Here is a 23519-nt window from a genome sequence, read left to right as displayed (position 1 = left end):
TACGTTTTTATATCTTTATACTAAAAAAGTTCACTTTCAATGCACTTGTTTTTTATTATGCATGCTGGTTTGAGTCAAGCGAAATCAAACGCTTTTTGCCTGCGTACATTCCACTTATAAATAGTATCGTTGCGACAACTATGAAGGTATAAAGCGGTGCCGTCCATGAACCGGTATAGTCATGAAGAATACCGAACAACACTGGACCGATAGCTGCGAGTAAGTAGCCGATCGACTGCGCCATACCGGAAATTGAAGCCGCTTGGTCTGGTGTATGGGTACGTAAAGTGAAGAACATCATAGCGAGTCCGAATGCCGATCCTCCTCCTAGACCAATGAAAATCATCCAAAGTGCAGTCAGGCTTTCGCTTCCAAACTGAACGCCGCCATAGCCAATTAAATAACAAGCGAAAACAGCTGCAACCAGGACACGTTGATCACGTACTTTATCAGCGACCACTGGTATAATAAACATCATAGGTAATTGTGCAAGCTGGACAAGAGCTAGCATCCATCCGGCAGCATCAGCCGTCATGCCATTTGTTTGCAACACAATGGGAATCCATGATGCTGTCGTATAAAATAGGAACGATTGTAGTCCCATGAATACCGTGATGCTCCAGGCTAGTGGTGACCGCCAAATAGGCAGAGCAGGTTTCGTCTTCATGTTGTTCTGAACCGATTTGATGACTTCTTTCTTTTTGCGTATCTGAGGAATCCATACAATAATAGCTAACAATGTAATGACTCCCCAAATTCCTAGCGCCCCTTGCCAGCCATATACTGTTTCATTCGCAATTGGAGAAGCTATACCAGAAGCAAGTGTTGCAGATATACTCATAGATACTGAGTATAGTCCTGTCATTAATCCAATATGTAAGGGAAAGCTCAGTTTAAGAAGACTTGGTAATAGGACGTTTGCAAAAGCGATTCCTACCCCAATTAAAAATGTACCGATCAATAGCAATGGACTATTGCCCACAGAACGCATGATAATTCCTAGCAATAAAATAATCATCGCATAGAAAAGTGTTCTCGACATACCAAAACGTTTTGCAATACGTGGTGTAAAAGGTGATACAATAGCAAATGCCAGTAATGGGATGGTTGTTAAAAATCCAGCCAACGAGTTAGAGATTTGCAGTTGATCACGAATGTTACCGATAATAGGTCCGACAGAAGTTAGTGGGGAACGGATGGTAGCGGCTAAAAATAAAATACCCGCTAATAATATCCACTGACTCTTAGGAAAATGTAAATGTTTACTTGGTCGTTCTTTTTCCATTGTGAAGCCTCCTGTATTACTTGAAGATTGTTCTGAGAAGTATGTAGCTGAAGCAGCAGAAAGGAGATTCCTTTGTGGAGTACTTACTCATAGTCTTTGTAAATGTTATCACACCCATGCTTATTTTATTAGCAATTGGCGTAGTTTTACAAATAAAGTTTACTTTTAATGTTAAGGCGTTAGGGAATATACTAACATACTGTTTAATACCTGCCGCCGTATTCATGAACTTATACCATACCGTCATTGATATAGAAATCCTACTCGACGTATTAATGTTTGTCGTATTATTTACGACCACTTTAATAATTACTGGCCATTTATTTAGTAAATTCTTGCGTCTAAACCGCCAGCAAACCGCTGTAATGAAAAACAGTATTGTTTTGATCAACTCTGGAAACTATGGATTACCCGTCAGTCAGCTAGTCTTTCATGCCAATCCACTCGGAGTGTCCATTCAAATCGTGTTAATTGTCTATCAGAACTTACTGACGTACTCGTATGGATTGTATAATCTCGTGTCTTCCACGCAATCAGGAAAAGACATCGTAAAGCAGTTTCTTCGAATGCCGATTATTCATGCTTTGTGGCTAGGTGCTGTGCTTAATTTAGCAAATATCCAATTGCCACAATTTATCGAGTTGCCGATTAGTCATTTATCAAATGCTTTTATCGCCATTGCGCTCATTACACTAGGCGCGCAGTTAGCGCAGATAAAGGTGAAAACGCTATGGAACCGTTTAATCTACCTAAGCGCTATTGGCAGACTCATAATCTCACCAACTGTGGCGTTGCTGTTGATTTTACTGTTGAGGATAGACGGTGTCACAGCTCAATCACTCTGGATCGCCAGCTCGTTTCCAACGTCAAGAAACAGCTCGACGCTGGCATTGGAATATGATGTAGAGTCTGAGCTAGCAGCCCAGATCGTCCTGTTCAACACCGTAGCTAGCAGCTTTACAGTAGGCGTAGTGATTTATCTTTCCTCACTACTTTTCGGGTAAGTAAAAAAACTGGGAATTTATTGCAAAGAGAGTCTGGCGTGGGTGTTGGTAAGCGATTGGCACTACTGAGGGGACGCTTCAATCCTATGCATTCCCTTGAAATTACTATTTATCCTAATTCACGCCAACTTTTTGTCGAGAATATGTCCATGTGCTTGCTAGCTTAAAGCTATCAAACTAATTGACAAATATTCTTATTGAAAATTTGTCGAATCATGCTATACTGTTAGCATTCAGTTAAATAAGACTCATATAATCACGGGGATATGGCCCGTAAGTTTCTACCGGTCTACCGAAAATAGACCGCCTTTTTTATTCGGAAAAATGAAGGGAGCACAACGGCGTGGAGTTGTTAAAAAACAAGATTCGACAAGAAGGTAAAGTGTTATCGGAAGAGGTACTAAAAGTAGATTCTTTTTTGAATCATCAAATCGATCCATTACTGATGCAGGAAATCGGAAAAGAGTTTGTTAAACGATTTAGCGATCAAAACATCACGAGAATCATCACGATTGAATCTTCAGGTATTGCTCCAGCGACAATGGCGGGAATGATATTGGGCGTTCCGGTAGTGTTTGCCAGAAAACGTAAATCACTTACATTGACGGATCATTTATACTCCGCGAAAGTGTATTCTTTCACTAAGAAAGAATCGAATGATATTTCGGTTTCTAAAGATTTTATTTCAAATGAAGATACGGTATTGCTCATCGATGATTTCCTTGCGAATGGCCAAGCTGCACTAGGACTCATAGATATCGCAAAACAAGCTGGTGCCACTATCGCTGGTGTTGGAATTGTCATTGAAAAATGCTTCCAACCAGGTGGGGATTTGATTCGAAAAGAAGGCGTACGTTTAGAGTCACTGGCTGAGCTTCAGTCACTGAAAAACGGTCAAGTCCAATTCGTTGGGGAGGAAAATAACGGATGAAAACAACACTGCTAGGTTTTCAGCATTTACTAGCTATGTATGCAGGCGCGGTGTTGGTACCGCTTATTGTGGGGAATGCCATAGGGTTAACTCCCACACAGCTGACCTATCTTGTTTCAATTGATATTTTAATGTGTGGTATCGCGACGTTGTTGCAAATTTCACGTAATAAATATTTTGGTGTTGGTCTACCCGTCGTTCTTGGGTGTACGTTCACGGCTGTAGGCCCAATGATTTTGATAGGCAATGATTATGGAATTTCGGCTATTTACGGAGCGGTTATTGCTTCGGGCGTAATCATTTTCTTCATTAGCCACTTCTTCGGAAGTCTCGTGAAATTTTTCCCGCCAATCGTTACCGGTTCTGTCGTAACAATTATTGGAATCACATTGATTCCTGTAGCGATCAATAATATGGGTGGCGGACAAGGTGCAGAAGATTTCGGTTCGTTGACAAATATTTTACTTTCATTTGGAACGTTGTTATTTATTATCTTGATGTTCCGATTCACCTCAGGTTTTATGCAGTCTATCGCTATTTTATTAGGATTAGTGGGTGGTACAATTGCAGCAATCTTCCTAGGTATAGTAGATTTTTCGAATGTACATGATGCTTCTTATGTTCATATGGTCATGCCGTTTTATTTAGCTACTCCTACATTCCATATACTTCCGATTGCAATTATGACATTGGTGGCAATGGTATCGCTCGTAGAATCTACGGGGGTATACTTTGCACTCGGTGATATTTGTGAGGAAGAAATTGATCAGAAAATGCTGGAAAAAGGATATCGGGCAGAGGGGTTAGCTTCTGTTATTGGAGGTATTTTCAACGCATTTCCTTATACGACATTTTCGCAAAACGTCGGCTTGATGCAATTGTCTGGTGTGAAGTCACGTCGGGTAATATTCGTTACTGCAATTATGCTAATTTCATTAGGTTTTTTGCCAAAAATAGCAGCTCTTGCAACAATTATCCCTCCAGCAGTACTTGGCGGCGCGATGGTTGCCATGTTCGGCATGGTTGTTTCACAAGGAATTAAAATGTTAAGTCCTGTTATTTCAAAAACTCAAGATAACGCGATGATCGTAGCGTGTTCCATCGGTATCGGTCTTGGTGTTTCAGTTGTACCGGATCTGTTTAAAGAATTGCCGGAAAGTGTACAGATTTTAACAAGTAATGGCATTGTGCTCGGAAGTATCACCGCCATTTTCTTGAATATCATTTTCAATATGATTCCGTCAAAAAAGAAGCAAGCAGCCCAGCATGCTGAAGAAGCAAAAGCTATGCCGCTTAGCATCAAAGAAGGACCATCTTCTGTCTTGGTAAGTGCAACAGCTGATCATAAATAAGAAAAAGAGCAACTGCTAAAAAGTTGCTCTTTTTCTATATTTTACACTCGATGTTGTTCATACTGATGACGCTCTGTTTTGTTTGTTAATGCCGAAAGCAATTGTGGATCGATTTTTGTATCATAAGCATTCAATGATTCACGAAGTTGCTCTTGTGTTCTTGAACCAATCAAAGCTGAGGCCACTACAGGCTCTTTAAGTGCGAAAGCAAGAGCGTATGCATGTAAGTTGTCTGTTTCCTTTGAAAGCACCTGAATTGTTTGCTGCAACTCAGAAGGTGTATAAGAAACGAAGCCATTCAATTTCTTCGCTCGCTCCACGCCTTCATTCGTTAGTAAGCCTTTTGCCAGTGTACCTCTAGTGACGACAGATGCACCTTTTTTTGCAATCATAGAAAAGTATTCTTCAGGACGTCGATCAAGCAAGTTATACTGCATCATGACGGAAACCGCGTTGCTAGTACTCAGGAAACGTTCAATAACAGTAGGTCGAATACTAGATATACCGTATTCACGTATGACCCCTTCAGTTTTTAATGTTTCAAAAGCTTCGATCGTTTCATCTGTATCATCTTCCATCGTACCGCCGTGAAGTTGATACAAGTCGATATAATCGAGTTGTAAACGTCGTAAACTCTGTTTGACAGCGTCCATAATATGCGCTTTGGAAGGATCCCATGTCCAGGACTCTTCTCCTGACACCCACTTGTTACCGGCTTTCGTCGCAATGATCAAGTCTTGTCGTTTTTCTTTCAGCACTTTTCCTATGAGTTCTTCATTAGTTCCTTTATCATAAAGATCTGCTGTATCGAAATAGTTAATGCCATGATCAACCGCTTCGTCGAGTACAGAACGAGCCGCTTCCAGTTCAGTCGGTAATGACATGCAACCCAATCCAAGTTCGGAAACAAGCAAATTACTAGAACCTATTGTACGTTTCTTCATGTGCCTCACTCCTTTCGTTTCATGGTACAATGAAAACGGGATATAAAACCAATGGAAAGGGTTGAGTGCTGGATGAAGTTTGAAGAAAGAACCCTCTCAACAGAACAGATCTTTACAGGTAAAATCATTTCAGTGCAAGTCGACGAAGTAGAATTGCCTGATGGAAAACTAGCAAAAAGAGAATTAGTAAAACATCCAGGAGCTGTGGCGATTATCGCCTTGACTGAAGATAAAAAAATCGTGTTAGTTGAACAGTACAGAAAGCCTTTGGAACGAACGATGCTAGAAATACCTGCGGGCAAGATCGAGCCGGGAGAAGAACCTAAACTGACGGCAATTCGTGAACTGGAAGAAGAGACAGGGTACCGTGCACATTCATTCGAATATTTGCAGACTTTCTCCACTTCACCAGGCTTCGCGGATGAGATCATTCACTTATATGTAGCAAAAGAGCTTGAAAAAGTGGAACAGCCTGCTGTAGGGGATGAAGATGAATTCATTGATGTGCTAGAGGTAACAGTGGAAGAGGCAGAGGAATTCATTGCGAATGAAAGGATTTATGATGCCAAGACGGTTGCTGCTGTCTGGTATGTAAAAAACCTATAAAGGATTGAGCTATTTCAGGACGGACAAGCATATGTTGTAAAAACGATGCGGAGGTGTCCTATTTATGGCTCGATCATTGTCTTTTGTCTATTTATTCGTTATACTCGCAATCAGTTATATAGGAGGGGCTTTATTATTCAGGGAGTGGCCGGTCACGTCGCTAGAACAAATTATCGGCTTATATGACCAACGCGTAGTAAAGGGGTCTGAAGCGGCTTTGTGGTCGCCTATCGTGGTGACGTTGAGCTTTATTCTATTAGCCATCATTCTGTCTAAATATAAAAGAGTCCGCTTTATCACTATGTTTCTCGGAGCGATTAAATGTGCTTTTTTTGGTTTGTCATCCACCTATTTATTATCGACAGGATTAAAATTGGTATCTTATACGATTTGGTGGTTCCCATTTCAATTAATCAGCTGTTTATTGTTCCTGATATTATGTTCAGTGTTAAGTCCGCCATTTTTCGCTACACCGGCCAGTAAGAAAGATCGTCCATTAACTGCTGTGCCACCTTTGATTGCTCTGTTGTTGATCACGCAGATACTGGAACTATCGATCTTCTATTTTATAAAATAATGTTTACTACACACTGTAATGAAATGAACCTTTCCTTTCTATTGTCATCTGGAACGACAGTTTGGTATAATGGAAACAATTTGAGGGGGGCGTCGTATGGAAAGCCGTATTGAACGAATCAAGAAGCAATTGCACGGGGCCAGCTACAAGTTGACGCCTCAGCGTGAAGCGACTGTAGCAGTTCTTCTGGAAAATGAAGAAGACCATTTAAGTGCAGAAGATGTATTTTTATTAGTAAAAGAAAAAGCGCCAGATATTGGTCTGGCGACTGTATATCGTACATTAGAATTATTAACTGAACTAAAAGTTGTCGATAAAATTAACTTTGGCGATGGTGTAGCACGTTATGATTTGCGCGAAGAAGGCGCTGCGCGGTTCCACCATCACTTAATTTGTCTAGAATGTGGAACGGTTGATGAAATTCAGGAAGACCTACTTGGCGAAGTAGAAAAAGTCGTAGAAGGTCGTTATGGTTTTACAGTCAAAGATCATTGGCTAACGTTCCATGGTGTTTGTAAACGTTGTAAGGTGAAAGACGAAGAGGAAGAACAGGAAGACAACGGGATGGCCTAAGCGCTGTCCTTTTTTACTTTTTACATAAGGAAGGAGGAAAGTCTATGAAAGATGCGCAGTTTGCGTTAGAAGATTATGTGCATTTTTTAACAGTTGAAAGACAATTAGCACAAAACACGGTGAAATCTTATCAACGCGACCTAACTGCATATTTACGTTTCATAGAAAGTTTGAATTTGGAAACAGTTAATTCGATTGAACGTGCGATGGTTCTTCAATATTTGCAGAAGTTGAAAGATAGTGGTAAATCCAGTCGTACACTTTCTCGGCATATTTCCTCCATTCGTTCGTTTCATCAATTTTTAGTGAGAGAGCAAGTTACCACTCATGATTGCACGATTCACATCGAATTGCCTAAAATCGAACAACAGTTGCCGGATGTGCTCTCTATACCTGAAATAGAACGACTGATTCATGCCGTGGATGGCAATACTTCACAAGGAATGCGTGATATTGCGCTGCTAGAATTGTTATATGGGACGGGAATGAGGGTAAGTGAGTTGATAGCGATTGATTTGGCTGATCTTCATTTGACAATGGGTTTTGTGCGGGTATTCGGAAAAGGCAGTAAGGAACGGATCGTACCACTCGGACGTTCGGCGATCGATGCCTGTACTGTGTATTTAAATGAAGGGCGTCCTAAATTCATTAAAGATACCGAGGCCTTATTTCTCAACATGCATGGTAGACGTCTGACAAGGCAAGGGTGTTGGAAAATCCTAAAAGAGGCAGGCATGAAGGCGGAAATTCAAAAAGTCATTTCACCGCATTTATTACGTCACTCATTCGCCACACATTTGATCGAAAATGGAGCCGACTTGCGTGCAGTTCAGGAAATGCTCGGCCATGCCGATATTTCCACGACGCAACTTTACACGCATGTCAGCAAAAAGCGCTTGAAAGATGTCTATAGTCAATTTCATCCTAGAGCGTAAACTACTATTACTGGAGGTTTTCATATGGAGAAATTTCGTTATAATCGTATTCATTTAATCGTACTTGACTCAGTAGGGATCGGCGAAGCGCCGGACGCTGAAGCATTTGGTGATGTTGGATCGAATACACTTGGACATATCGCTGAAGAGATGGATGGATTGAAACTACCAAACTTGGAACGTCTAGGTCTTGCGAATATTGCACCCATTAAAGGACTTGCACCTCAAAAAGAAGCGCAAGGATATTACACAAAGATGCAAGAGGCGTCTGTTGGTAAAGATACGATGACAGGACACTGGGAAATAATGGGTTTGAGTATCGATGATGCATTCAAAGTATATCCAAATGGTTTTCCAAAGGAATTAATAGATCAATTGGAATTAAAAACGGGTAGGAAAGTTATCGGAAATAAGCCGGCAAGTGGGACGGAAATTATTGAAGAGCTCGGTGAAGAACATATGAAGACAGGCGCTCTGATCGTCTACACGTCGGGGGACCCTGTACTACAAATTGCAGCGCATGAGGAAATCATTCCTATTGAAGAGCAATATCGTATTTGTGAAATCGCAAGAGAACTTACGTTGCAACCTGAATTTTTAGTGGGCCGCGTGATTGCACGTCCATTTGTTGGAAAACCCGGTACGTTCACACGCACAACCAATCGTCACGATTATGCGTTGAAGCCATTTGGTAAAACAGTGATGAATGAATTGCAGGATAAAGGCTATGACGTAATCGCAATCGGTAAAATAGCAGATATTTACAATGGCGAAGGCGTGACAGAAGCAGTCCGTACCACAGGGAACATGGACGGTGTAGATCAGCTTGTCACGGTTATGAAAAAAGAATTTGAAGGCATCAGTTTCGTTAATCTAGTAGACTTTGATGCGTTATATGGTCACCGTCGTGATCCGATTGGTTACGGTAATGCACTTGAAGAATTTGATGCACGCTTGCCTGAGATTATGGAAGCACTGCGACCGAATGATTTACTGATAATCACAGCAGATCACGGGAATGACCCGACGCATGAAGGAACGGATCACACAAGAGAATATGTGCCGTTACTCGTCTATTCACCTTCGAATAAAGGAGCTGGCGAGTTACCGATCCGTAAAACATTCTCTGATGTCGGTGCGACAATTGCTGATAATTTCCACGTAGATCAGCCGGAACATGGTGAAAGTTTCTTGTCTGCATTGGTTAAGGAGGATTAATTGTATGTTGCGCATGGTGGATATCATTGAAAATAAGCGAGACGGAATAGAGCTAAATAAAGATGAGATAGAGTTTTTCGTGACGGGTTATACGGATGGCTCAATCCCTGACTATCAGGCTAGCGCTTTCTTAATGGCCATTTATTTTAAAGGTATGACAACAGAAGAACAAGGGTACTTAACAATGGCAATGGTGGAATCTGGTGATCAAATTGATTTATCTGCCATTGAAGGAGTGAAGGTAGATAAGCACTCAACAGGTGGAGTAGGAGATACTACGACACTCATCTTAGCTCCGCTTGTCGCAGCATGCGGTGTACCGATTGCTAAAATGAGTGGTCGAGGACTAGGTCACACAGGAGGTACACTTGATAAACTTGAAGCAATTGACGGCTTCCACGTTGAGATTTCTACGGAACAATTTATTCAACAGGTCAATGATTTGAAAATCGCTGTAATCGGTCAAAGCGGTAATTTGACGCCAGCTGATAAAAAACTGTATGCGTTACGAGACGTCACGGCGACAGTCAATAGCATTCCACTAATCGCAAGCTCTATTATGAGTAAAAAGCTTGCGGCAGGCGCAGATGCTATCGTATTGGACGTCAAGACAGGCGCAGGAGCCTTCATGAAAACATTGGAAGATTCCAAGCAATTGGCAGACGCCATGACTGCGATTGGAAATGAAGTTGGAAGAAACACAAGTGCCGTTATTTCAGATATGAGCCAACCACTCGGATTTGCAATTGGAAATGCTCTTGAAGTAAAAGAAGCCATTGATACGCTGCAAGGAAAAGGGCCGGCCGATCTAACAGAGTTATGCTTTGTTCTTGGCAGCAAGATGTTGTTAGCGGCAAACAAAGCAGAAACTGAAGAAGATGCACGTAAACAACTGCAGAACGTCATAGATAACGGTGAGGCACTGCGCTTGTTCGGTGAGTTGATCAAAGCACAAGACGGCAACGAAAAAGTTATAGAAAATACAAATCTATTGCCGCAAGCACCGTATCAAATTGAAGTTCCTGCTATTGAAAGTGGCTATGTATCCATGATCGACGCCGACGAAATAGGTGTAGCTGCCATGCTTCTAGGCGCAGGCCGTGCAACAAAAGAAGACGTTATTGATCTTGCGGTTGGAATTGTCTTGCGCAAGAAAATAGGCGACTTTGTAGAAAAAGGAGAAGCGCTCGCGATACTCCATGCAAACACTGAACAAGTTGACAACTCGATTAAACTATTACAATCTCATATGCATATCGCAAAAGAAAAAACAGCAGCACCACCGCTTATACATGCCAAATAATCCATAAAAGCCGTGTGCCTGAAGTACTCCAAAAAATTGGTTTCCTTCAGAGCACATGGCTTTTTTGTTGTTGATGTGTAAAAACAAATTCAACGGTACATACTCTTGTGTAGCTCGAGTGAAGAGCGACAGAGGTGTCGGTATTATATTCTGCTGGATGTATGGATGGCTAGCACAATGAGCCAGATAGGAAGTGCGCATAACTGTCTCATTATTCCGCCTACCATTTGTATTGTTAGAACATTAAAGTGATTGATCTTCGGCACAAGCAGCGACTCCCGCGGAATTAGCAATTCTTTTGATAGTTAGAGCGAAGTGGCTCAAGCCGTGCCTGTAGAAAAGCGTTCACCTGGAATGCAGATTAACAGTACCATCTCGTCACCTTTAAACCTTGTCACAACTTAAGAAGTTTTAGGGACAGTTGACTAGTTTTGTCAAAACTAAAGGATAGTGGTTCTAAATGTGCGACAATGCCTTCATGAAGGAGGCGTATCCACACATGGCAACTATTACACAACTGGAAAATGGCATAGTCCTAATCACGCTAGCAGGAGAACTCGACAACCACGAAGCCAATCAAATTAGAGAAGAAGTATCTACCGCTATATTTACAGGAAAGACGCGTGCAATTATCTGGGACCTCTACCAACTAGGCTTCATGGACAGCGCAGGAATCGGACTCATACTCGGCAGAATGCGCGATCTAGTCCCTGTAAACGGAGAAACACTCATATTGAATCCATCTCCGACAATGCAGAAGCTATTCCAATTTTCGGGTCTTGGTGAAGTCGTCAGAATATGTACAGTCGAAGAAGCAATCGACGAAATCGGAGGGGTTGTACATGAAAAATGAAATGACCTTGTCGTTTCTAGCGATAGAACAAAATGAAGCACTTGCCAGAATGGCGCTCACCTGTTTTATCGCACCATTGGATCCGACATTGGATGAACTTTCGGAATTTAAAACAATTGTTTCGGAAGCTGTCACTAATGCCATTATCCACGGTTACGAATGCGACGGTAAAAGTATGGTGAAGGTCCATGCAACGATCGATGACAGATCGGTAAAAATGACGGTAACAGATGAAGGAATGGGAATCTTCGACATAGAGCAAGCGATGGAGCCGATGTTCACAACCAAACCACAAATGGAGCGCTCCGGTATGGGCTTTACAATCATGGAAAGTTTCTCGGACGGTATCCGTGTAGATTCTACCCTTGGAAATGGGACAATCGTGACATTTGAGAAGAATTTTTCTCCGGTCACAGAAGTAAGTAGAATGAGGTGACGTATGGAAGCATCTGTTGAGAAGCAACACGCTCTATTGTCACAAGAAAAAATGCGGGAACTCATCAAAGAATCACAAGCGGGTGACAAAGAAGCTAGACGAATGATGGTAGAAGGCAATACAAGACTCGTGTGGTCCATCGTTCAACGCTTCGCTTCGCGTGGTGCGGATTTAGAAGATTTATTTCAAATAGGCTGCATTGGCTTGATGAAATCAATAGATAAGTTCGATTTATCCTATGAGGTGAAGTTTTCAACGTATGCAGTGCCGATGATTGTAGGAGAAATTCAACGCTATTTACGTGATGATGGAATGGTAAAAGTAGGTCGCACCATTCGTGAGTTAAGCTATAAAATTCGTCACGCAACCGATGACTTCTTTAAGAGAAACGGACGTTCACCTTCCATTTCAGAAATGGCGGAAATATTGGAAGTGAAACAGGAAGATATTATTCTAGCCTCTGATGCGCTTCGAGATCCGGCTTCGCTTCATGAACAGTTGTATGAGAGTGATGGGGATAGCTTGACGCTAATGGATCAGCTGCGGGACGACAGGTCGGAAAGAGTATTCGATCATATTCCGTTACGAGATGTCATTACACGGTTAAATAAACGTGATCAAACGATCATTTATATGCGCTATTATTTGGATTACACACAGAGTGATATTGCGAAACGAATCGGAATATCACAGGTTCAAGTATCACGGTTGGAAAAGAAAATTCTAGCCCAAATGAAAACATGGATGGGCGCAGATGCAGAAGAAGCGCTCGAGAAGGTGAGGAGACCTTAATTTGACCGATACACTATTTACGTCCATACGAGAAGGGGAGAGGTGGTTCATCAACCAGTTTGGCGAAGATGAAACATACGATGCGACTAAACGGTTGATCCACCTATGGGATAAAGAAATACTTCTTCTGTATATGAACGGTTTAGTGGATGGCGAGGTCTTAACTACTTTAATGACAGAAATGCAGTATCGTAATGAATTATTTACAGGGGAATCTGTTGAAAACATTGACCGCGCAATGATGGATTATTTTCCGTATCATTCGCTGGAAATTGTAAAGGATGAAGATCAACTCGCGAAAGCTATTTTAAGTGGGTTAGCTGTATTCATTATGAAAGACGGTTTCGCATTCGCACTTGATGTGCGGTCATATCCAGGAAGAAATCCTGAGGAACCAGATACTGAAAAAGTCATACGTGGCTCAAGGGACGGATTTACGGAAAATATCCTGACGAACACGGCATTAATCCGAAGACGTTTACGTACAACGGAACTGCGATTTGAAATGCATGAGACGTCCGTCAAAGGTAAAACGGACATTGCCATTGCCTTTATGAAAGGTGCTGCCAATGAAGAGCATTTAAATTTTGTGAGAGAACGACTGGATGCATTGAAAACGGATGGCTTGACGATGACCGATAAATCACTCGAGGAATTCCTATTTAAACAAGGGTTTCACCCGATGCCGTTCGTTCGGTATACTGAACGTGCTGATATTTGTGCCGCGCATTTACTAGAGGGACATATTGCGATCATCGTCGATACATCTCCGTCCGTCATTTTAGTCCCTGTTACACTGGTGCATCATTTACAACACGCGGAAGAATATAGGCAAGCACCTTTAATCGGTACATTCATTCGAATGGTACGCTTCATTGGGACATTTTTAAGTTTAGTGATGTTGCCGTTTTGGTATTTGATGTCGATCGAAAAACAATTCGTTCCCGAAGCGATCAAATATATTGGACCGAATGAATGGGGAGAAGTTCCGTTATTTGTCCAACTGTTTGTGGCTGATATCGGTATAGAGGTATTGCGGATGGCCGCAATTCATACACCTACACCGCTGTCGACTGCTATGGGACTCGTTGCGGCCATTGTCATTGGGCAAGTAGCGATTGACGTAGGCTTATTTTCTTCGGAAGTCGTATTATACGTGGCGGTTAGTGCCATTTTCACATTTGCGATTCCTTCATTTGAATTAAGTATTACGACAAAAGTGTTCCGGATTTTCTTACTGATCTCAACCGCATTACTAGGAGCTCCAGGCTTCTTTATAGCACTTGCTGTGATTTATTATTATTTATGCTCATTAAAGCCGATGAATGTGCCGTATTTGTGGCCGTTCACGCCATTCTTCCCGAAAGCTTTGTTGCGTGTGTTGATTCGTTTCCCTATGACAATCGACGATCCGCGGCCGTTTATTACGAACTCGCCGAATCGTGACAGGATGTCATAAAGGTATTTCGAAATTTTGCATGTCGTTGCTACTTTCCGTCTTCTTGTGATAAAGTTATTTTAGAGAATTCGGAAGGGGTATGGGACATGCATCTTTATGGAACACAGACAGTGAACGAAAACGGTCACTTAACAATCGGTGGAGTGGACGTTTCAGAACTAGCTTCACAATATGGAACACCAGTCATGATCTATGATACAGAGTTATTCAAAGAGCGTGCGCGGGCATTTAAAGATACGTTTGAAAAAAAAGAAATTAGAGCACAAGTTGCATATGCGAGTAAAGCCTTTTCTTCAATCGCAATTTATCAATTGGCAGAACAGCAAGGGTTGTCTCTTGATGTTGTATCAGGTGGAGAATTATATACGGCAGTAGCAGCAGGATTCCCACGCGAACGGATTCATTTCCATGGCAATAATAAGAGCAGAGAAGAAATAGTGTATGCATTTGAAGAGAACATTGGATGCATCGTAATCGATAATTTCTTGGAAATCGACATGATTAAAGAAATTGCAGATGAACGAAAGCAAACGATGAATGTCTTAGTCCGTGTAACACCAGGAATTGAAGCACATACTCATGACTATATTACAACAGGCCAGGAAGATTCAAAGTTTGGTTTTGATTTGAAAAATGGACAAACGGATCAAGCGTTCCTTGCTTTACATGATCATGGCTATATTAAATTCCTTGGCATGCATTGTCATATAGGTTCACAAATCTTTGAAACCGATGCATTCAAATTCGCAGCAGAAGTGCTAATGGAAAGAATGGTCGAATGGCGGAAGAATTATCAATTTATCTGTCCTGTCTTAAATTTAGGTGGCGGATTTGGTATTCGTTATACTGAGGAAGATACGCCACTTGAGCCAGCTATTTACGTAGAGGAAATGGCAGATGTAGTAAAAGAGATGGCTGAGGAATGTGAGTATCCAATTCCTGAAGTTTGGATTGAACCCGGCCGTTCGCTTGTCGGAGATGCAGGAACGACTATTTATTCTGCAGGCAGTACGAAAGTGGTGCCGGGTGTCCGTACATACGTAGCAGTAGATGGCGGAATGTCTGATAATATTCGTCCGGCTCTATATGATGCACACTATTCTAGTGCGCTTGCTAATCGGATGAACGAGCCACATGACCAGCAATGGACAGTTGCAGGTAAGTGCTGTGAGTCCGGCGATAAATTAATTGAAAAAGCCTATTTGCCCAAAGTGGAAACCGGTGATCTACTAGCTGTTTTTTGTACGGGAGCCTATACGTACTCCATGGCCAGCAATTATAATCGACTGCCTCGACCTGCTGTTGTGTTTGTGGAAAAAGGGCAACATCAGTTAGTCGTAAGACGCGAAACCTACGAAGACATCGTTAAATTAGACCTTCCGTTGCAATCAGATGAGAAGGAGAATTTCTAATGAAAAAGAAAAACATTATTCTTTTCGTTTCGATTGTTGTAATGGCTATAATTTGGGGAGTCATCTATTGGTATTTTGTTGTTCCGATAATCGATCCGCGCTATAAATAATCCGCGAGTTGAAGTAAACGGGATATTGGTGTAAACTGTATAAAGGATTTCTGAAAAGAAGGGGTTACTATTGAATCTTATTCGTTTTAAGAAGGCACAAGAGAAAATTGCTATGGGCTTTTTATCTTATATCCCTAGTGAAAAGATGTTATGCAAATTGCAAGAGACTGTTCAGCAATATCTCTGTGTTGAACAGTGGCAGCTATATCTTTATAAAGAAGCAGAAGATTACATCGGATTAATAGGGGTAGAAGTCAACGACAATGACAAGACCTACACTGTTCAGCATATTTCGGTCAATCCATCGTTTCGTGGAGAAGGAATTGCATCTAAGATGATAAAGGAATTGCAAGAGATCTACCCAGGATATGGCTGTAAAAGTACCGACTTTACTGAACCATTTATACAAAGTTGTTTAAGGAAAGAAGAAGGCGCAGATCTTTAACGGCTGCCCTTCTTCTTTTCTTCACGTTGTAAAAGAATATCTGACCTATCCCGTTGCATATGCTTATGAATAACAGATGCGCTGTTTTTTGGCAGTAATGCAAGTAGAGGCTTGAATTTCTCTGCTTCGACTTGCAACTCTGGAGAGATTGGAAGTGGGAATGCATGGAAATCTTCGCCTGATTTAATGCGGGTAAGACAATGCTCTAGCTGCATGATGATTTCATCAATGGCCACTTCTTCAAGATAGTCGCCAAATTGTACAGGCATTTCGTGGAAGCGTGTGATGGCTTTAGTTAAAGTACGCGAAGCGCCTGCTGTATTTCCTCTGCGCCAATGATATAATCCGGTAGCCATGAGAATATAGCCGGTTAGTGGATGATCTTTTGAAAAGTTTTTTTGGTCTTTCCAATATTCTTCCAGCACCTCGTGGCACTCGAAATAATCTTGATTGTCATTGAAATACACAATAAACTGTAGAAAAAGAGGATGGTAGTAAGGGTGCATCCAAATCATTCCTTTCTGGTTAGGTAGGTTGGTAAAATGAGTTATAGTGTAAAACTCGAAGTCTTCGAAGGGCCACTTGATCTGTTGTTACATTTGATCAATCGGCTCGAAATTGATATTTATGACATCCCCATGGCGGAGCTAACACAGCAGTACATAGAACATTTGCATGCCATGCGTGTTCTTCGATTGGATGAATTAAGCGAATACCTTGTACTAGCAGCGACGTTGCTGGAAGTGAAGAGCAAAATGCTGTTGCCGGTCAATGAAGAAGAGGCATTCATCGAAGAATTCGGTTATGAGGAAGACCCGCGTGAAGAATTGATAGCCCGATTAATGGAATATCGGAAGTTTAAAGAAGCGGCCAACTCGCTTCGTGAGTCTGCTGCACACCGTGATGAGCATTTCACTAAAGAGCCTGAAGACTTAACGGATTATGGTGAAGCGTTTGTAACAGAGACGGAAGAACAGCTCAATGTTTTTGACTTAATTGGTGCATTTCAAAAAATGCTACACAGAAAGAAGCTTAAACTGCCTCTTACAGCGAGTATAACAAAATCTGAGCAATCTGTCGGGGATAAGATGTCATCGATCATGAGTAAGTTGGAACTAAGTGGTGGAGAATGTGATTTCCATGCACTTTTTGAAACGACGACTGTACCCGAGCTCGTATTAACATTTTTATCATTGCTTGAACTGATGAAATTACAAGAAGTTCAAGTGCGACAAAGTAATAATTTTGAAGAATTACGAATCTCGTTGATGTGAAGGGATGATAGGAATGAACATCGAAACACGTTTCGTCGGGATGACGGAAAGTTTTTTATTCGTGGCAGGTGAAGAAGGTTTATCTCTTACACAGTTAGCCGCGCTGTTGGAATGCGAAGAGCAAAAAGCAGAACAAGTACTGATTTCGTTGCAAGCAGCGTATGACGAAGATGACACACGTGGCATCACGTTGAAAAGTTACGGCGGGAGTTATCGCTTGGTGACGAAGAGTAAATGGGCTGATGACATCAAAAGAATGCTAGAAGATCCAAAACCGTCTACGTTTACACAAGCAGCGCTTGAGGTACTTGCCATCATTGCGTACAAGCAACCTGTAACGCGCGTAGAGATCGATGACTTGCGTGGTGTAAAGTCCGAGCGTGCATTGTCGTCGTTGGCTGGTAAAGGCTTCGTAGAGGAAGTGGGGCGCATGGATGGGCCTGGTAGACCGATTTTATATGGCACGACAACTTTCTTTCTAGATCGTTTTGGACTGGCGTCGCTCGAAGATATGCCGCCACTGTCACTTGACGAAGAACAAGAAACATCGGAAGAAACGGATTTATTCATGACGAAATTCCAAGAAGCATTTTCCATTACAGAAGAAGGAGGACATGATGCTTGAGAAAAATTTCGGTCATCGCTCTACTGATAGTCGGATTATTGATATATCCCGCAAGTAGCCAGGCGGCGGGTACGTCATTTGCAGTGATAGACGGAGAGAATGGCAGATTGCTGATGGGATCAAATGAACATGAACCGCTTCCTATCGCAAGTTTGACGAAAATGTGGACGGCTTATACCTTTTTGGGGTTAAAGCCGAGTGAACAGGAGACGGTCATTTCCTCAGAAGCCGCGACAGCAGAAGGATCCTCCATTTATCTCGAAACGGGTCAAGTAATGAAGACGCAAGATTTACTGTATGGCTTAATGCTGCGTTCAGGTAATGATGCAGCGCAGGCACTCGCTGAACATGCAGGTGGCTCACTTGATGGATTTGTCTATCTGATGAATGAAGTAGCGCAAAGTCATGGCCTGGAGCAAACGCATTTTATGAATCCATCCGGTTTGCACGGCGAGCATCACCTGTCTTCTGCGTATGACACAGCTAAAATGTTGTATTTTGCTATGAAGAATCCAGAATTTCGTAAAATAGCTTCTACAAAGAACTATCCTTTTGAAACAGAACAAGGAAAAAACAGTTGGCAAAATAAACATCGGCTAGTAATATCTGAACCAACTGCCGTTGCGGGGAAAACAGGTTTCACAAAAGCAGCAGGACGTACATTGGCTACCTATTTCGAAAAGGATGGAAAGTCCGTCATTGTCGTTACGTTAAATAACGGAAATGATTGGCAAGTCCATAAACAGTTATCCCAGCAAGTTTTCTCTGAATATCAATCGTACACAGCAGTGAAAAAAGGAAAGTATCAAGTATTTCCACATATGATCGCAAAGCTGGATCAATCTGTTAAGTTACTCGTAACGAAAGAAGAGAAGAAAATGTTGTCCAATGTGTTACAAATTCCACAAGCAGATGAACAACAGAAAAAAGGCTACTGGTCTATTTATTTAGGTACAGAACCAATTAAGACAGTAGCAGTAGATATCGAGTCCGAAAAGTGAGTTGAAAACATACTATTTCGAAGATTGACCTACATAGGTCAGTCTTCTTTTCATTTGCTCGAAAGTATGACATAATTTTTTCAGTATGTAACATCAAGGAGGAACCTATGGAAAGATTACAAAAGGTATTGGCACAGGCCGGCGTAGCATCAAGAAGAAAGTCAGAAAAACTAATATTGGACGGTTTAGTTAAAGTGAATGGCAAAGTCATAACGGAACTTGGGACAAAAGTTAGCAGAATGGACACAATTGAAGTGGAAGGCGTTCAATTGACGAAAGAAACACCTGTCTACTATCTGCTTTATAAACCACGCGGTTATATCTCAACAGTAGACGATGAAAAAGGTCGTAAAACAGTAATGGATTTAGTACCGGAAGTCAGCCAGAGAATATTCCCGGTTGGTCGACTAGACTATGATACATCAGGTGTATTGTTGATGACGAATGACGGAGACTTCTCATATTTAATGACTCATCCGAAATTCGAAATAAAAAAGAAGTATGTAGCCAAAGTAAAAGGCATTCCTACCCGCGATGATCTTAAAAAGCTGGAGACAGGAATTGAATTAGATGACGGCAGTACTGCTCCTGCTCGTGTGAAAATGACAAGTTCGGATAAGAAAACAAATTCTGCCATTGTCGAGATCACAATCCATGAAGGACGTAACCGTCAAGTACGAAGAATGTTTGATGCAATTAATTGTCCGGTTCAAAAATTGAAGCGTGAAGAGTTTGCTAACTTGACTACACGCGGATTGAATGCCGGAGAAGCGCGTGAGCTAACAAGACATGAATTGAAACAATTACGCGTATTAGCAGAAACAGGAAAGATCGGCTAAGAAAGCGTTAAAAGTTCACAATTCTATCACTAGTGCGGTGCCAACTGATTTTATGTTTTGGTATAATAGCCAATGGAACGTAAATTAGACAGGAGGTTACATGATTGGCCAAAAAGAAAAACAAAAAGACTATCAGGCTAATTAGCAGAACAGCCCTTTTATTAATTTTAGCTGCAATTATGATCTACGCAATTACTTCAAAAGATAAAGTAAAAGTCTTGGCGGAAGGTGATACAGCGCCTGATTTCGAGCTTGTAGATTTAGAAGGAAATAAACACCGGTTGTCGGATTATAAAGGGCAAGGCGTATTCCTGAATTTCTGGGGTACATGGTGTCCACCTTGTAAAAAGGAAATGCCACATATGGAGGATCTCTATAAAGACTTTGAAGCGAAGGGTGTACATATCCTGACTGTCAACGTAGGAGAACCAAAAGTGAAAATAGAGCTCTTTAGAGACGACATGAACCTTTCATTCCCCATGTTATGGGATAAGAACAAAACCGTTATGGATTTGTATAATATCAAACCATTACCTACAACTTTCCTCATCAATTCAGAAGGAAAGATTACGAAGGTCATTAAACAGGGGATGACAGAGCAACAAATTTATCAGTATTTAGAAAGCATTCAACCAAAGTAAGGAGATTGTTACTCAATGAGCAAAATCAAATGCCAATGTGGGCATGAAAATCCTTATGGTACAGAGCTTTGTGAGAAGTGTGGTCGTCCCTTATCTGAAAAGGCGAAGAAAAGTGATATTGTAGATATGCGTTACGAGGGATCCTCTAGAAGATCCCAAACCTATAAGAGTTCCATTATCGATAAAATATGGAACTTCTTCTCCAGCGTCAAGATTGGCGTCAGTATTATTGCGGCGGTATTAATCACGTCAGCAATTGGAACAATCTTTCCGCAAAAGTTTTATGTACCTGCTACTACGCCGGAGGGCTATCTGGAATACTATGAGCGTCTGTATGGTACGGTAGGAAAACTGTATTACCAACTTGGCTTTTATGATATGTATAATAGCTGGTGGTTTAAAGTACTAGTCGGTATGCTTGCAACTTCTATTATCATCGCAAGTATAGACCGTGTTGTTCCGCTTTATAAATCACTTAAAAAGCAACGCACACGTCGTCACCCATCCTTTATGAAGCGTCAGCGGATTTTTGGAGAAGGCGATGTCCAAAATACGGAAGAGTCACTTGCAAAAGCAGAAGAGAAACTAAAAGCAATGCGTTACAATGTAAAAATAGAGAATGGTGCCATTTTAGCTGAAAAGTATCGATTTTCACGCTGGGGCCCATATGTCAACCATGTTGGATTAATCATTTTCATTTCGGGTGTTCTGCTTAGAGGAATTCCTGGTTTTTACGTTGACGAAGCGATGTGGCTCCGTGAAGGGGAAACACGTAATATCGTTGGAGCGCCAGGGTATGTACTTGAGAATAAAAAGTTTACCTTAGAGAATTATTCAAAAGAAGAAGCTGAAAAAGTATTCGGTGAGGCGTTAGAGAAGAATGGCGCAATCGTTAAGTCGTATACGACAGATGTTACGTTGTATAAACAAAATGAGGGCGCGCTCCCAGGTAGTGAAAGTCTTGAAAAAGTGGAGGATTACGCCATCAATGTCAATAAACCATTGAAATTTGATGGGTATAATGTATTCCAGATGGATTATAAACTGGACGAGCTTAAAAACATGACATTTCATTTGGTAAATAAATCTTCTGAAGAATCTTTAGGGGAATTCACGGTAGATTTAAGTGATCCAGAAAAGGAATATGATCTTGGAAATGGCTCAACTGTCAATATGCTAGGTTTCTATCCAGACTATGATGGAATTAAAGACGGGGAACCCTATTCGAAGTCACCCGTTCCGAATAATCCAGCATTCATTTTTCAGATGAACACACCAGATAAGCCAGAAGGTGAAAAGAGTTTCGTGGCCATTCGTCAAACGTTGGAAGTAGAAGAGAACGACTACGCGATTAAGTTTGCAGCTGCTGAGACTCGAAATATTTCAGGTTTGACAATCCGTAAAGACAAAACGTTATATATCCTCTTATTCGGTGGTCTAGTATTTATGATTGGTGTTATTCAAGGAATGTATTGGCAACACCGCAGAGTATGGATCCAAGAAGATACAAAAGGACATTTGTTGATTGCTGCACATACGAATAAAAACTGGTTCTCATTACGTAAAGAGCTGGATACATTACGAGAAACTGTAGACTTGCCTGCTTATATAGATCGTCAGGATCCTGAGTTGGACAAGCCAGAACAGGAAGGGGACGAGGAAATATGGACTTAGTAGCCATCAGTAGTAATTTATTATTAGTTTCATTTATTGCATATTTAGTAGCCACTTTGTTTTTCGGAGGCGCTATCAAAAAATCAAAATCAGAAAAAGCGTATCATAATAGTAAGTGGGGAACGATTGGTTTAGTTATTACAATCATCGGATTCCTTACTCACTTAGGCTATTTCTTTACAAGATGGGCTGCGTCAGGCCACGCGCCACTTAGTAATATGTTTGAGTTTACGACTGCATTCGGCATGATGCTCATAGGGGCATTCATTATGTTGTATATTATTTACCGAACACCGTCACTTGGATTGTTCGCGTTACCCGTTGCAATTATCATTATTTCGTATGCAACGATGTTTCCGACAGAAGTTACTCCACTAATTCCTGCACTTCAAAGTAAATGGTTGTTTATTCACGTAATCACAACGGTTATTGGTGAATCTATACTTGCAATCAGTGCGATAGCAGGGCTTGTATTCTTAGTAAAGAATATTGATATGACGAAAAAATCCAAATCACGTTTTTGGATAGAAGCAGTAATGTATACGTTAATTCTTGTTCTTGGTTTTGTCGTATCTTCTACGACATTCAAAGTAATGGACTATGAAGCAGAATTTACTTATATAAATAAAGATGAAGTACCCGCTGAAATTACTTATCACGTTCCTCCGTTATTTGGGATGAATGAGTATGAAGCGATGACACCGGACAAAATGACACCTTGGGTTGAATTGCCTCCGATCATCAATGCGCAAAAACTGTCTTCGCTTGTTTGGTCTATAGCTGTAGGTTCAGTGCTTTACGTATTATTACGGTTGATCGCACGGAAACCTCTCGCCGCGGTATTCCAACCGTTAGCGAAGAAGGCCAATTCCCAGCTGATGGATGAAATCGGCTATCGTGCTGTATTGATCGGTTTCCCGGTCTTCACGCTCGGTGCTTTGATTTTCGCCATGATTTGGGCACATGAAGCCTGGTCACGATTCTGGGGCTGGGATCCGAAAGAAGTGTGGGCACTCATTACGTGGTTGTTCTACGCTGCATTCCTTCACCTGCGTTTATCAAAAGGTTGGGAAGGTAAAAAGTCCGCATGGCTTGCTGTCATCGGATTTGTTATCATCATGTTCAACTTAATTGCCGTAAACTTAATTATTGCAGGTTTACACTCATACGCATAATCTTCGACTGCATGACAATAATTGTCATGCAGTCTTTTTATTTCTTTTTATAGGT

Annotated in this window: 25 protein-coding genes and 1 riboswitch; of the genes, 22 read left to right on the top strand and 3 right to left on the bottom strand. The window is 41.4% G+C overall.

Annotation, left to right across the window (positions count from 1 at the left end; translation table 11 throughout):
* Positions 1 to 55 precede the first annotated feature (55 nt).
* Positions 56 to 1285: a CynX/NimT family MFS transporter gene (locus tag H605_RS0104400; protein WP_029053095.1), complete on the bottom strand. Its 1230-nt coding sequence runs from the start codon at positions 1283 to 1285 to the stop codon at positions 56 to 58.
* 116 nt (positions 1286 to 1401) lie between these two features.
* Between H605_RS0104400 and H605_RS0104395 the strand changes: the two genes are divergently transcribed.
* The 3 genes from H605_RS0104395 (at position 1402) to H605_RS0104385 (ending at position 4572) form a co-directional block, all read left to right on the top strand.
* Positions 1402 to 2289 (top strand): AEC family transporter, encoded by an 888-nt coding sequence (locus H605_RS0104395; protein WP_313247659.1) that lies wholly within the window; start codon positions 1402 to 1404, stop codon positions 2287 to 2289.
* A gap of 228 nt (positions 2290 to 2517) precedes the next feature.
* Positions 2518 to 2617, top strand: a riboswitch (purine riboswitch).
* A gap of 15 nt (positions 2618 to 2632) precedes the next feature.
* Positions 2633 to 3220: a xanthine phosphoribosyltransferase gene (locus H605_RS0104390; RefSeq protein WP_029053093.1), complete on the top strand. Its 588-nt coding sequence runs from the start codon at positions 2633 to 2635 to the stop codon at positions 3218 to 3220.
* A complete protein-coding gene (locus H605_RS0104385) occupies positions 3217 to 4572 on the top strand; it encodes a nucleobase:cation symporter-2 family protein (RefSeq protein ID WP_029053092.1) in 1356 nt (451 codons plus the stop codon). The genes H605_RS0104390 and H605_RS0104385 overlap by 4 nt, the downstream gene beginning before the upstream one ends.
* Before the next feature lie 41 nt (positions 4573 to 4613).
* Here the strand turns inward: H605_RS0104385 and H605_RS0104380 are convergent, their stop codons facing one another.
* Positions 4614 to 5516, bottom strand: coding sequence for an aldo/keto reductase (locus H605_RS0104380; protein ID WP_029053091.1), 903 nt, complete (start codon positions 5514 to 5516; stop codon positions 4614 to 4616).
* A 72-nt stretch (positions 5517 to 5588) separates the two neighbouring features.
* Between H605_RS0104380 and H605_RS0104375 the strand changes: the two genes are divergently transcribed.
* From H605_RS0104375 to H605_RS0104315, 12 genes are all read left to right on the top strand, one after another.
* On the top strand, positions 5589 to 6122 hold the full coding sequence (locus H605_RS0104375) for an NUDIX hydrolase (RefSeq protein ID WP_029053090.1): 534 nt from the start codon (positions 5589 to 5591) through the stop codon (positions 6120 to 6122).
* A gap of 64 nt (positions 6123 to 6186) precedes the next feature.
* Positions 6187 to 6699, top strand: a complete 513-nt coding sequence (locus tag H605_RS0104370) for a hypothetical protein (RefSeq protein WP_029053089.1) — start codon at positions 6187 to 6189, stop codon at positions 6697 to 6699.
* A 96-nt stretch (positions 6700 to 6795) separates the two neighbouring features.
* Entirely contained in the window at positions 6796 to 7272 is a 477-nt protein-coding gene (gene fur, locus H605_RS0104365; RefSeq protein ID WP_029053088.1) for a ferric iron uptake transcriptional regulator, read from the top strand.
* 44 nt (positions 7273 to 7316) lie between these two features.
* The gene (gene xerD, locus H605_RS0104360; protein WP_029053087.1) at positions 7317 to 8207 is read left to right on the top strand and encodes a site-specific tyrosine recombinase XerD; all 891 of its coding nucleotides are present in this window, start codon (positions 7317 to 7319) and stop codon (positions 8205 to 8207) included.
* 24 nt (positions 8208 to 8231) lie between these two features.
* Positions 8232 to 9425: a phosphopentomutase gene (deoB, locus tag H605_RS0104355; RefSeq protein ID WP_029053086.1), complete on the top strand. Its 1194-nt coding sequence runs from the start codon at positions 8232 to 8234 to the stop codon at positions 9423 to 9425.
* A gap of 7 nt (positions 9426 to 9432) precedes the next feature.
* Complete coding sequence (locus H605_RS0104350) at positions 9433 to 10728, top strand: pyrimidine-nucleoside phosphorylase (protein ID WP_029053085.1); 1296 nt, start codon at positions 9433 to 9435, stop codon at positions 10726 to 10728.
* A gap of 499 nt (positions 10729 to 11227) precedes the next feature.
* On the top strand, positions 11228 to 11581 hold the full coding sequence (locus H605_RS0104345; RefSeq protein ID WP_029053084.1) for an STAS domain-containing protein: 354 nt from the start codon (positions 11228 to 11230) through the stop codon (positions 11579 to 11581).
* Positions 11571 to 12017, top strand: coding sequence for an anti-sigma F factor (spoIIAB, locus tag H605_RS0104340; RefSeq protein WP_029053083.1), 447 nt, complete (start codon positions 11571 to 11573; stop codon positions 12015 to 12017). The genes H605_RS0104345 and spoIIAB overlap by 11 nt, the downstream gene beginning before the upstream one ends.
* Before the next feature lie 3 nt (positions 12018 to 12020).
* A complete protein-coding gene (locus H605_RS0104335; protein ID WP_029053082.1) occupies positions 12021 to 12809 on the top strand; it encodes a SigF/SigG family RNA polymerase sporulation sigma factor in 789 nt (262 codons plus the stop codon).
* A 1-nt stretch (position 12810) separates the two neighbouring features.
* A complete protein-coding gene (locus H605_RS0104330) occupies positions 12811 to 14268 on the top strand; it encodes a spore germination protein (protein ID WP_029053081.1) in 1458 nt (485 codons plus the stop codon).
* Between the two features lie 86 nt (positions 14269 to 14354).
* Positions 14355 to 15680: a diaminopimelate decarboxylase gene (gene lysA, locus H605_RS0104325; protein ID WP_029053080.1), complete on the top strand. Its 1326-nt coding sequence runs from the start codon at positions 14355 to 14357 to the stop codon at positions 15678 to 15680.
* Positions 15681 to 15860: 180 nt separating this feature from the next.
* Positions 15861 to 16235, top strand: coding sequence for a GNAT family N-acetyltransferase (locus tag H605_RS0104315; protein WP_029053079.1), 375 nt, complete (start codon positions 15861 to 15863; stop codon positions 16233 to 16235).
* Here H605_RS0104315 and H605_RS0104310 read toward each other — a convergent pair.
* Entirely contained in the window at positions 16232 to 16741 is a 510-nt protein-coding gene (locus H605_RS0104310) for a DUF309 domain-containing protein (RefSeq protein ID WP_029053078.1), read from the bottom strand. The two genes, H605_RS0104315 and H605_RS0104310, sit on opposite strands and share 4 nt — an antisense overlap.
* Positions 16742 to 16777: 36 nt before the next feature.
* Between H605_RS0104310 and H605_RS0104305 the strand changes: the two genes are divergently transcribed.
* The 7 genes from H605_RS0104305 to ccsB all read left to right on the top strand — a co-directional run bounded on the left by H605_RS0104305 (position 16778) and on the right by ccsB (position 23464).
* The gene (locus H605_RS0104305; RefSeq protein WP_029053077.1) at positions 16778 to 17509 is read left to right on the top strand and encodes a segregation/condensation protein A; all 732 of its coding nucleotides are present in this window, start codon (positions 16778 to 16780) and stop codon (positions 17507 to 17509) included.
* A 13-nt stretch (positions 17510 to 17522) separates the two neighbouring features.
* Positions 17523 to 18134 (top strand): SMC-Scp complex subunit ScpB, encoded by a 612-nt coding sequence (gene scpB, locus H605_RS0104300; protein ID WP_029053076.1) that lies wholly within the window; start codon positions 17523 to 17525, stop codon positions 18132 to 18134.
* On the top strand, positions 18131 to 19135 hold the full coding sequence (locus H605_RS0104295; protein ID WP_029053075.1) for a D-alanyl-D-alanine carboxypeptidase family protein: 1005 nt from the start codon (positions 18131 to 18133) through the stop codon (positions 19133 to 19135). The genes scpB and H605_RS0104295 overlap by 4 nt, the downstream gene beginning before the upstream one ends.
* 107 nt (positions 19136 to 19242) lie before the next feature.
* Positions 19243 to 19974, top strand: coding sequence for a pseudouridine synthase (locus H605_RS0104290; protein ID WP_029053074.1), 732 nt, complete (start codon positions 19243 to 19245; stop codon positions 19972 to 19974).
* A 104-nt stretch (positions 19975 to 20078) separates the two neighbouring features.
* Complete coding sequence (gene resA / locus H605_RS0104285) at positions 20079 to 20615, top strand: thiol-disulfide oxidoreductase ResA (protein WP_029053073.1); 537 nt, start codon at positions 20079 to 20081, stop codon at positions 20613 to 20615.
* Positions 20616 to 20630: 15 nt separating this feature from the next.
* On the top strand, positions 20631 to 22289 hold the full coding sequence (gene resB, locus H605_RS0104280) for a cytochrome c biogenesis protein ResB (protein WP_029053072.1): 1659 nt from the start codon (positions 20631 to 20633) through the stop codon (positions 22287 to 22289).
* A complete protein-coding gene (ccsB, locus tag H605_RS0104275; protein ID WP_029053071.1) occupies positions 22280 to 23464 on the top strand; it encodes a c-type cytochrome biogenesis protein CcsB in 1185 nt (394 codons plus the stop codon). Before resB ends, ccsB begins: the two co-directional genes overlap by 10 nt.
* Positions 23465 to 23519 lie beyond the last annotated feature (55 nt).

It is taken from the genome of Sporosarcina ureae DSM 2281 (assembly GCF_000425545.1).
Classification (GTDB): Bacteria; Bacillota; Bacilli; order Bacillales_A; family Planococcaceae; genus Sporosarcina; species Sporosarcina ureae.
The sequence above is the reverse complement of the archived record's forward strand: the minus strand, read 5'-3'. Positions and strand labels throughout refer to the sequence as shown.

What these genes read in the sequence shown, in the direction of transcription:
- lysA (WP_029053080.1), top strand. Translation starts at nt 14,355, where the DNA reads ATGCATCTTTATGGAACACAGACAGTGAACGAAAACGGTCACTTAACA.
- H605_RS0104335 (WP_029053082.1), top strand. Translation starts at nt 12,021, where the DNA reads ATGGAAGCATCTGTTGAGAAGCAACACGCTCTATTGTCACAAGAAAAA.
- H605_RS0104395 (WP_313247659.1), top strand. Translation starts at nt 1,402, where the DNA reads ATGCTTATTTTATTAGCAATTGGCGTAGTTTTACAAATAAAGTTTACT.
- H605_RS0104375 (WP_029053090.1), top strand. Translation starts at nt 5,589, where the DNA reads ATGAAGTTTGAAGAAAGAACCCTCTCAACAGAACAGATCTTTACAGGT.
- H605_RS0104385 (WP_029053092.1), top strand. Translation starts at nt 3,217, where the DNA reads ATGAAAACAACACTGCTAGGTTTTCAGCATTTACTAGCTATGTATGCA.
- resB (WP_029053072.1), top strand. Translation starts at nt 20,631, where the DNA reads ATGAGCAAAATCAAATGCCAATGTGGGCATGAAAATCCTTATGGTACA.
- fur (WP_029053088.1), top strand. Translation starts at nt 6,796, where the DNA reads ATGGAAAGCCGTATTGAACGAATCAAGAAGCAATTGCACGGGGCCAGC.
- H605_RS0104310 (WP_029053078.1), bottom strand. Translation starts at nt 16,741, where the DNA reads ATGCACCCTTACTACCATCCTCTTTTTCTACAGTTTATTGTGTATTTC.
- H605_RS0104290 (WP_029053074.1), top strand. Translation starts at nt 19,243, where the DNA reads ATGGAAAGATTACAAAAGGTATTGGCACAGGCCGGCGTAGCATCAAGA.
- xerD (WP_029053087.1), top strand. Translation starts at nt 7,317, where the DNA reads ATGAAAGATGCGCAGTTTGCGTTAGAAGATTATGTGCATTTTTTAACA.
- scpB (WP_029053076.1), top strand. Translation starts at nt 17,523, where the DNA reads ATGAACATCGAAACACGTTTCGTCGGGATGACGGAAAGTTTTTTATTC.
- H605_RS0104370 (WP_029053089.1), top strand. Translation starts at nt 6,187, where the DNA reads ATGGCTCGATCATTGTCTTTTGTCTATTTATTCGTTATACTCGCAATC.
- H605_RS0104345 (WP_029053084.1), top strand. Translation starts at nt 11,228, where the DNA reads ATGGCAACTATTACACAACTGGAAAATGGCATAGTCCTAATCACGCTA.
- deoB (WP_029053086.1), top strand. Translation starts at nt 8,232, where the DNA reads ATGGAGAAATTTCGTTATAATCGTATTCATTTAATCGTACTTGACTCA.
- H605_RS0104305 (WP_029053077.1), top strand. Translation starts at nt 16,778, where the DNA reads ATGAGTTATAGTGTAAAACTCGAAGTCTTCGAAGGGCCACTTGATCTG.
- ccsB (WP_029053071.1), top strand. Translation starts at nt 22,280, where the DNA reads ATGGACTTAGTAGCCATCAGTAGTAATTTATTATTAGTTTCATTTATT.
- spoIIAB (WP_029053083.1), top strand. Translation starts at nt 11,571, where the DNA reads ATGAAAAATGAAATGACCTTGTCGTTTCTAGCGATAGAACAAAATGAA.
- H605_RS0104400 (WP_029053095.1), bottom strand. Translation starts at nt 1,285, where the DNA reads ATGGAAAAAGAACGACCAAGTAAACATTTACATTTTCCTAAGAGTCAG.
- H605_RS0104380 (WP_029053091.1), bottom strand. Translation starts at nt 5,516, where the DNA reads ATGAAGAAACGTACAATAGGTTCTAGTAATTTGCTTGTTTCCGAACTT.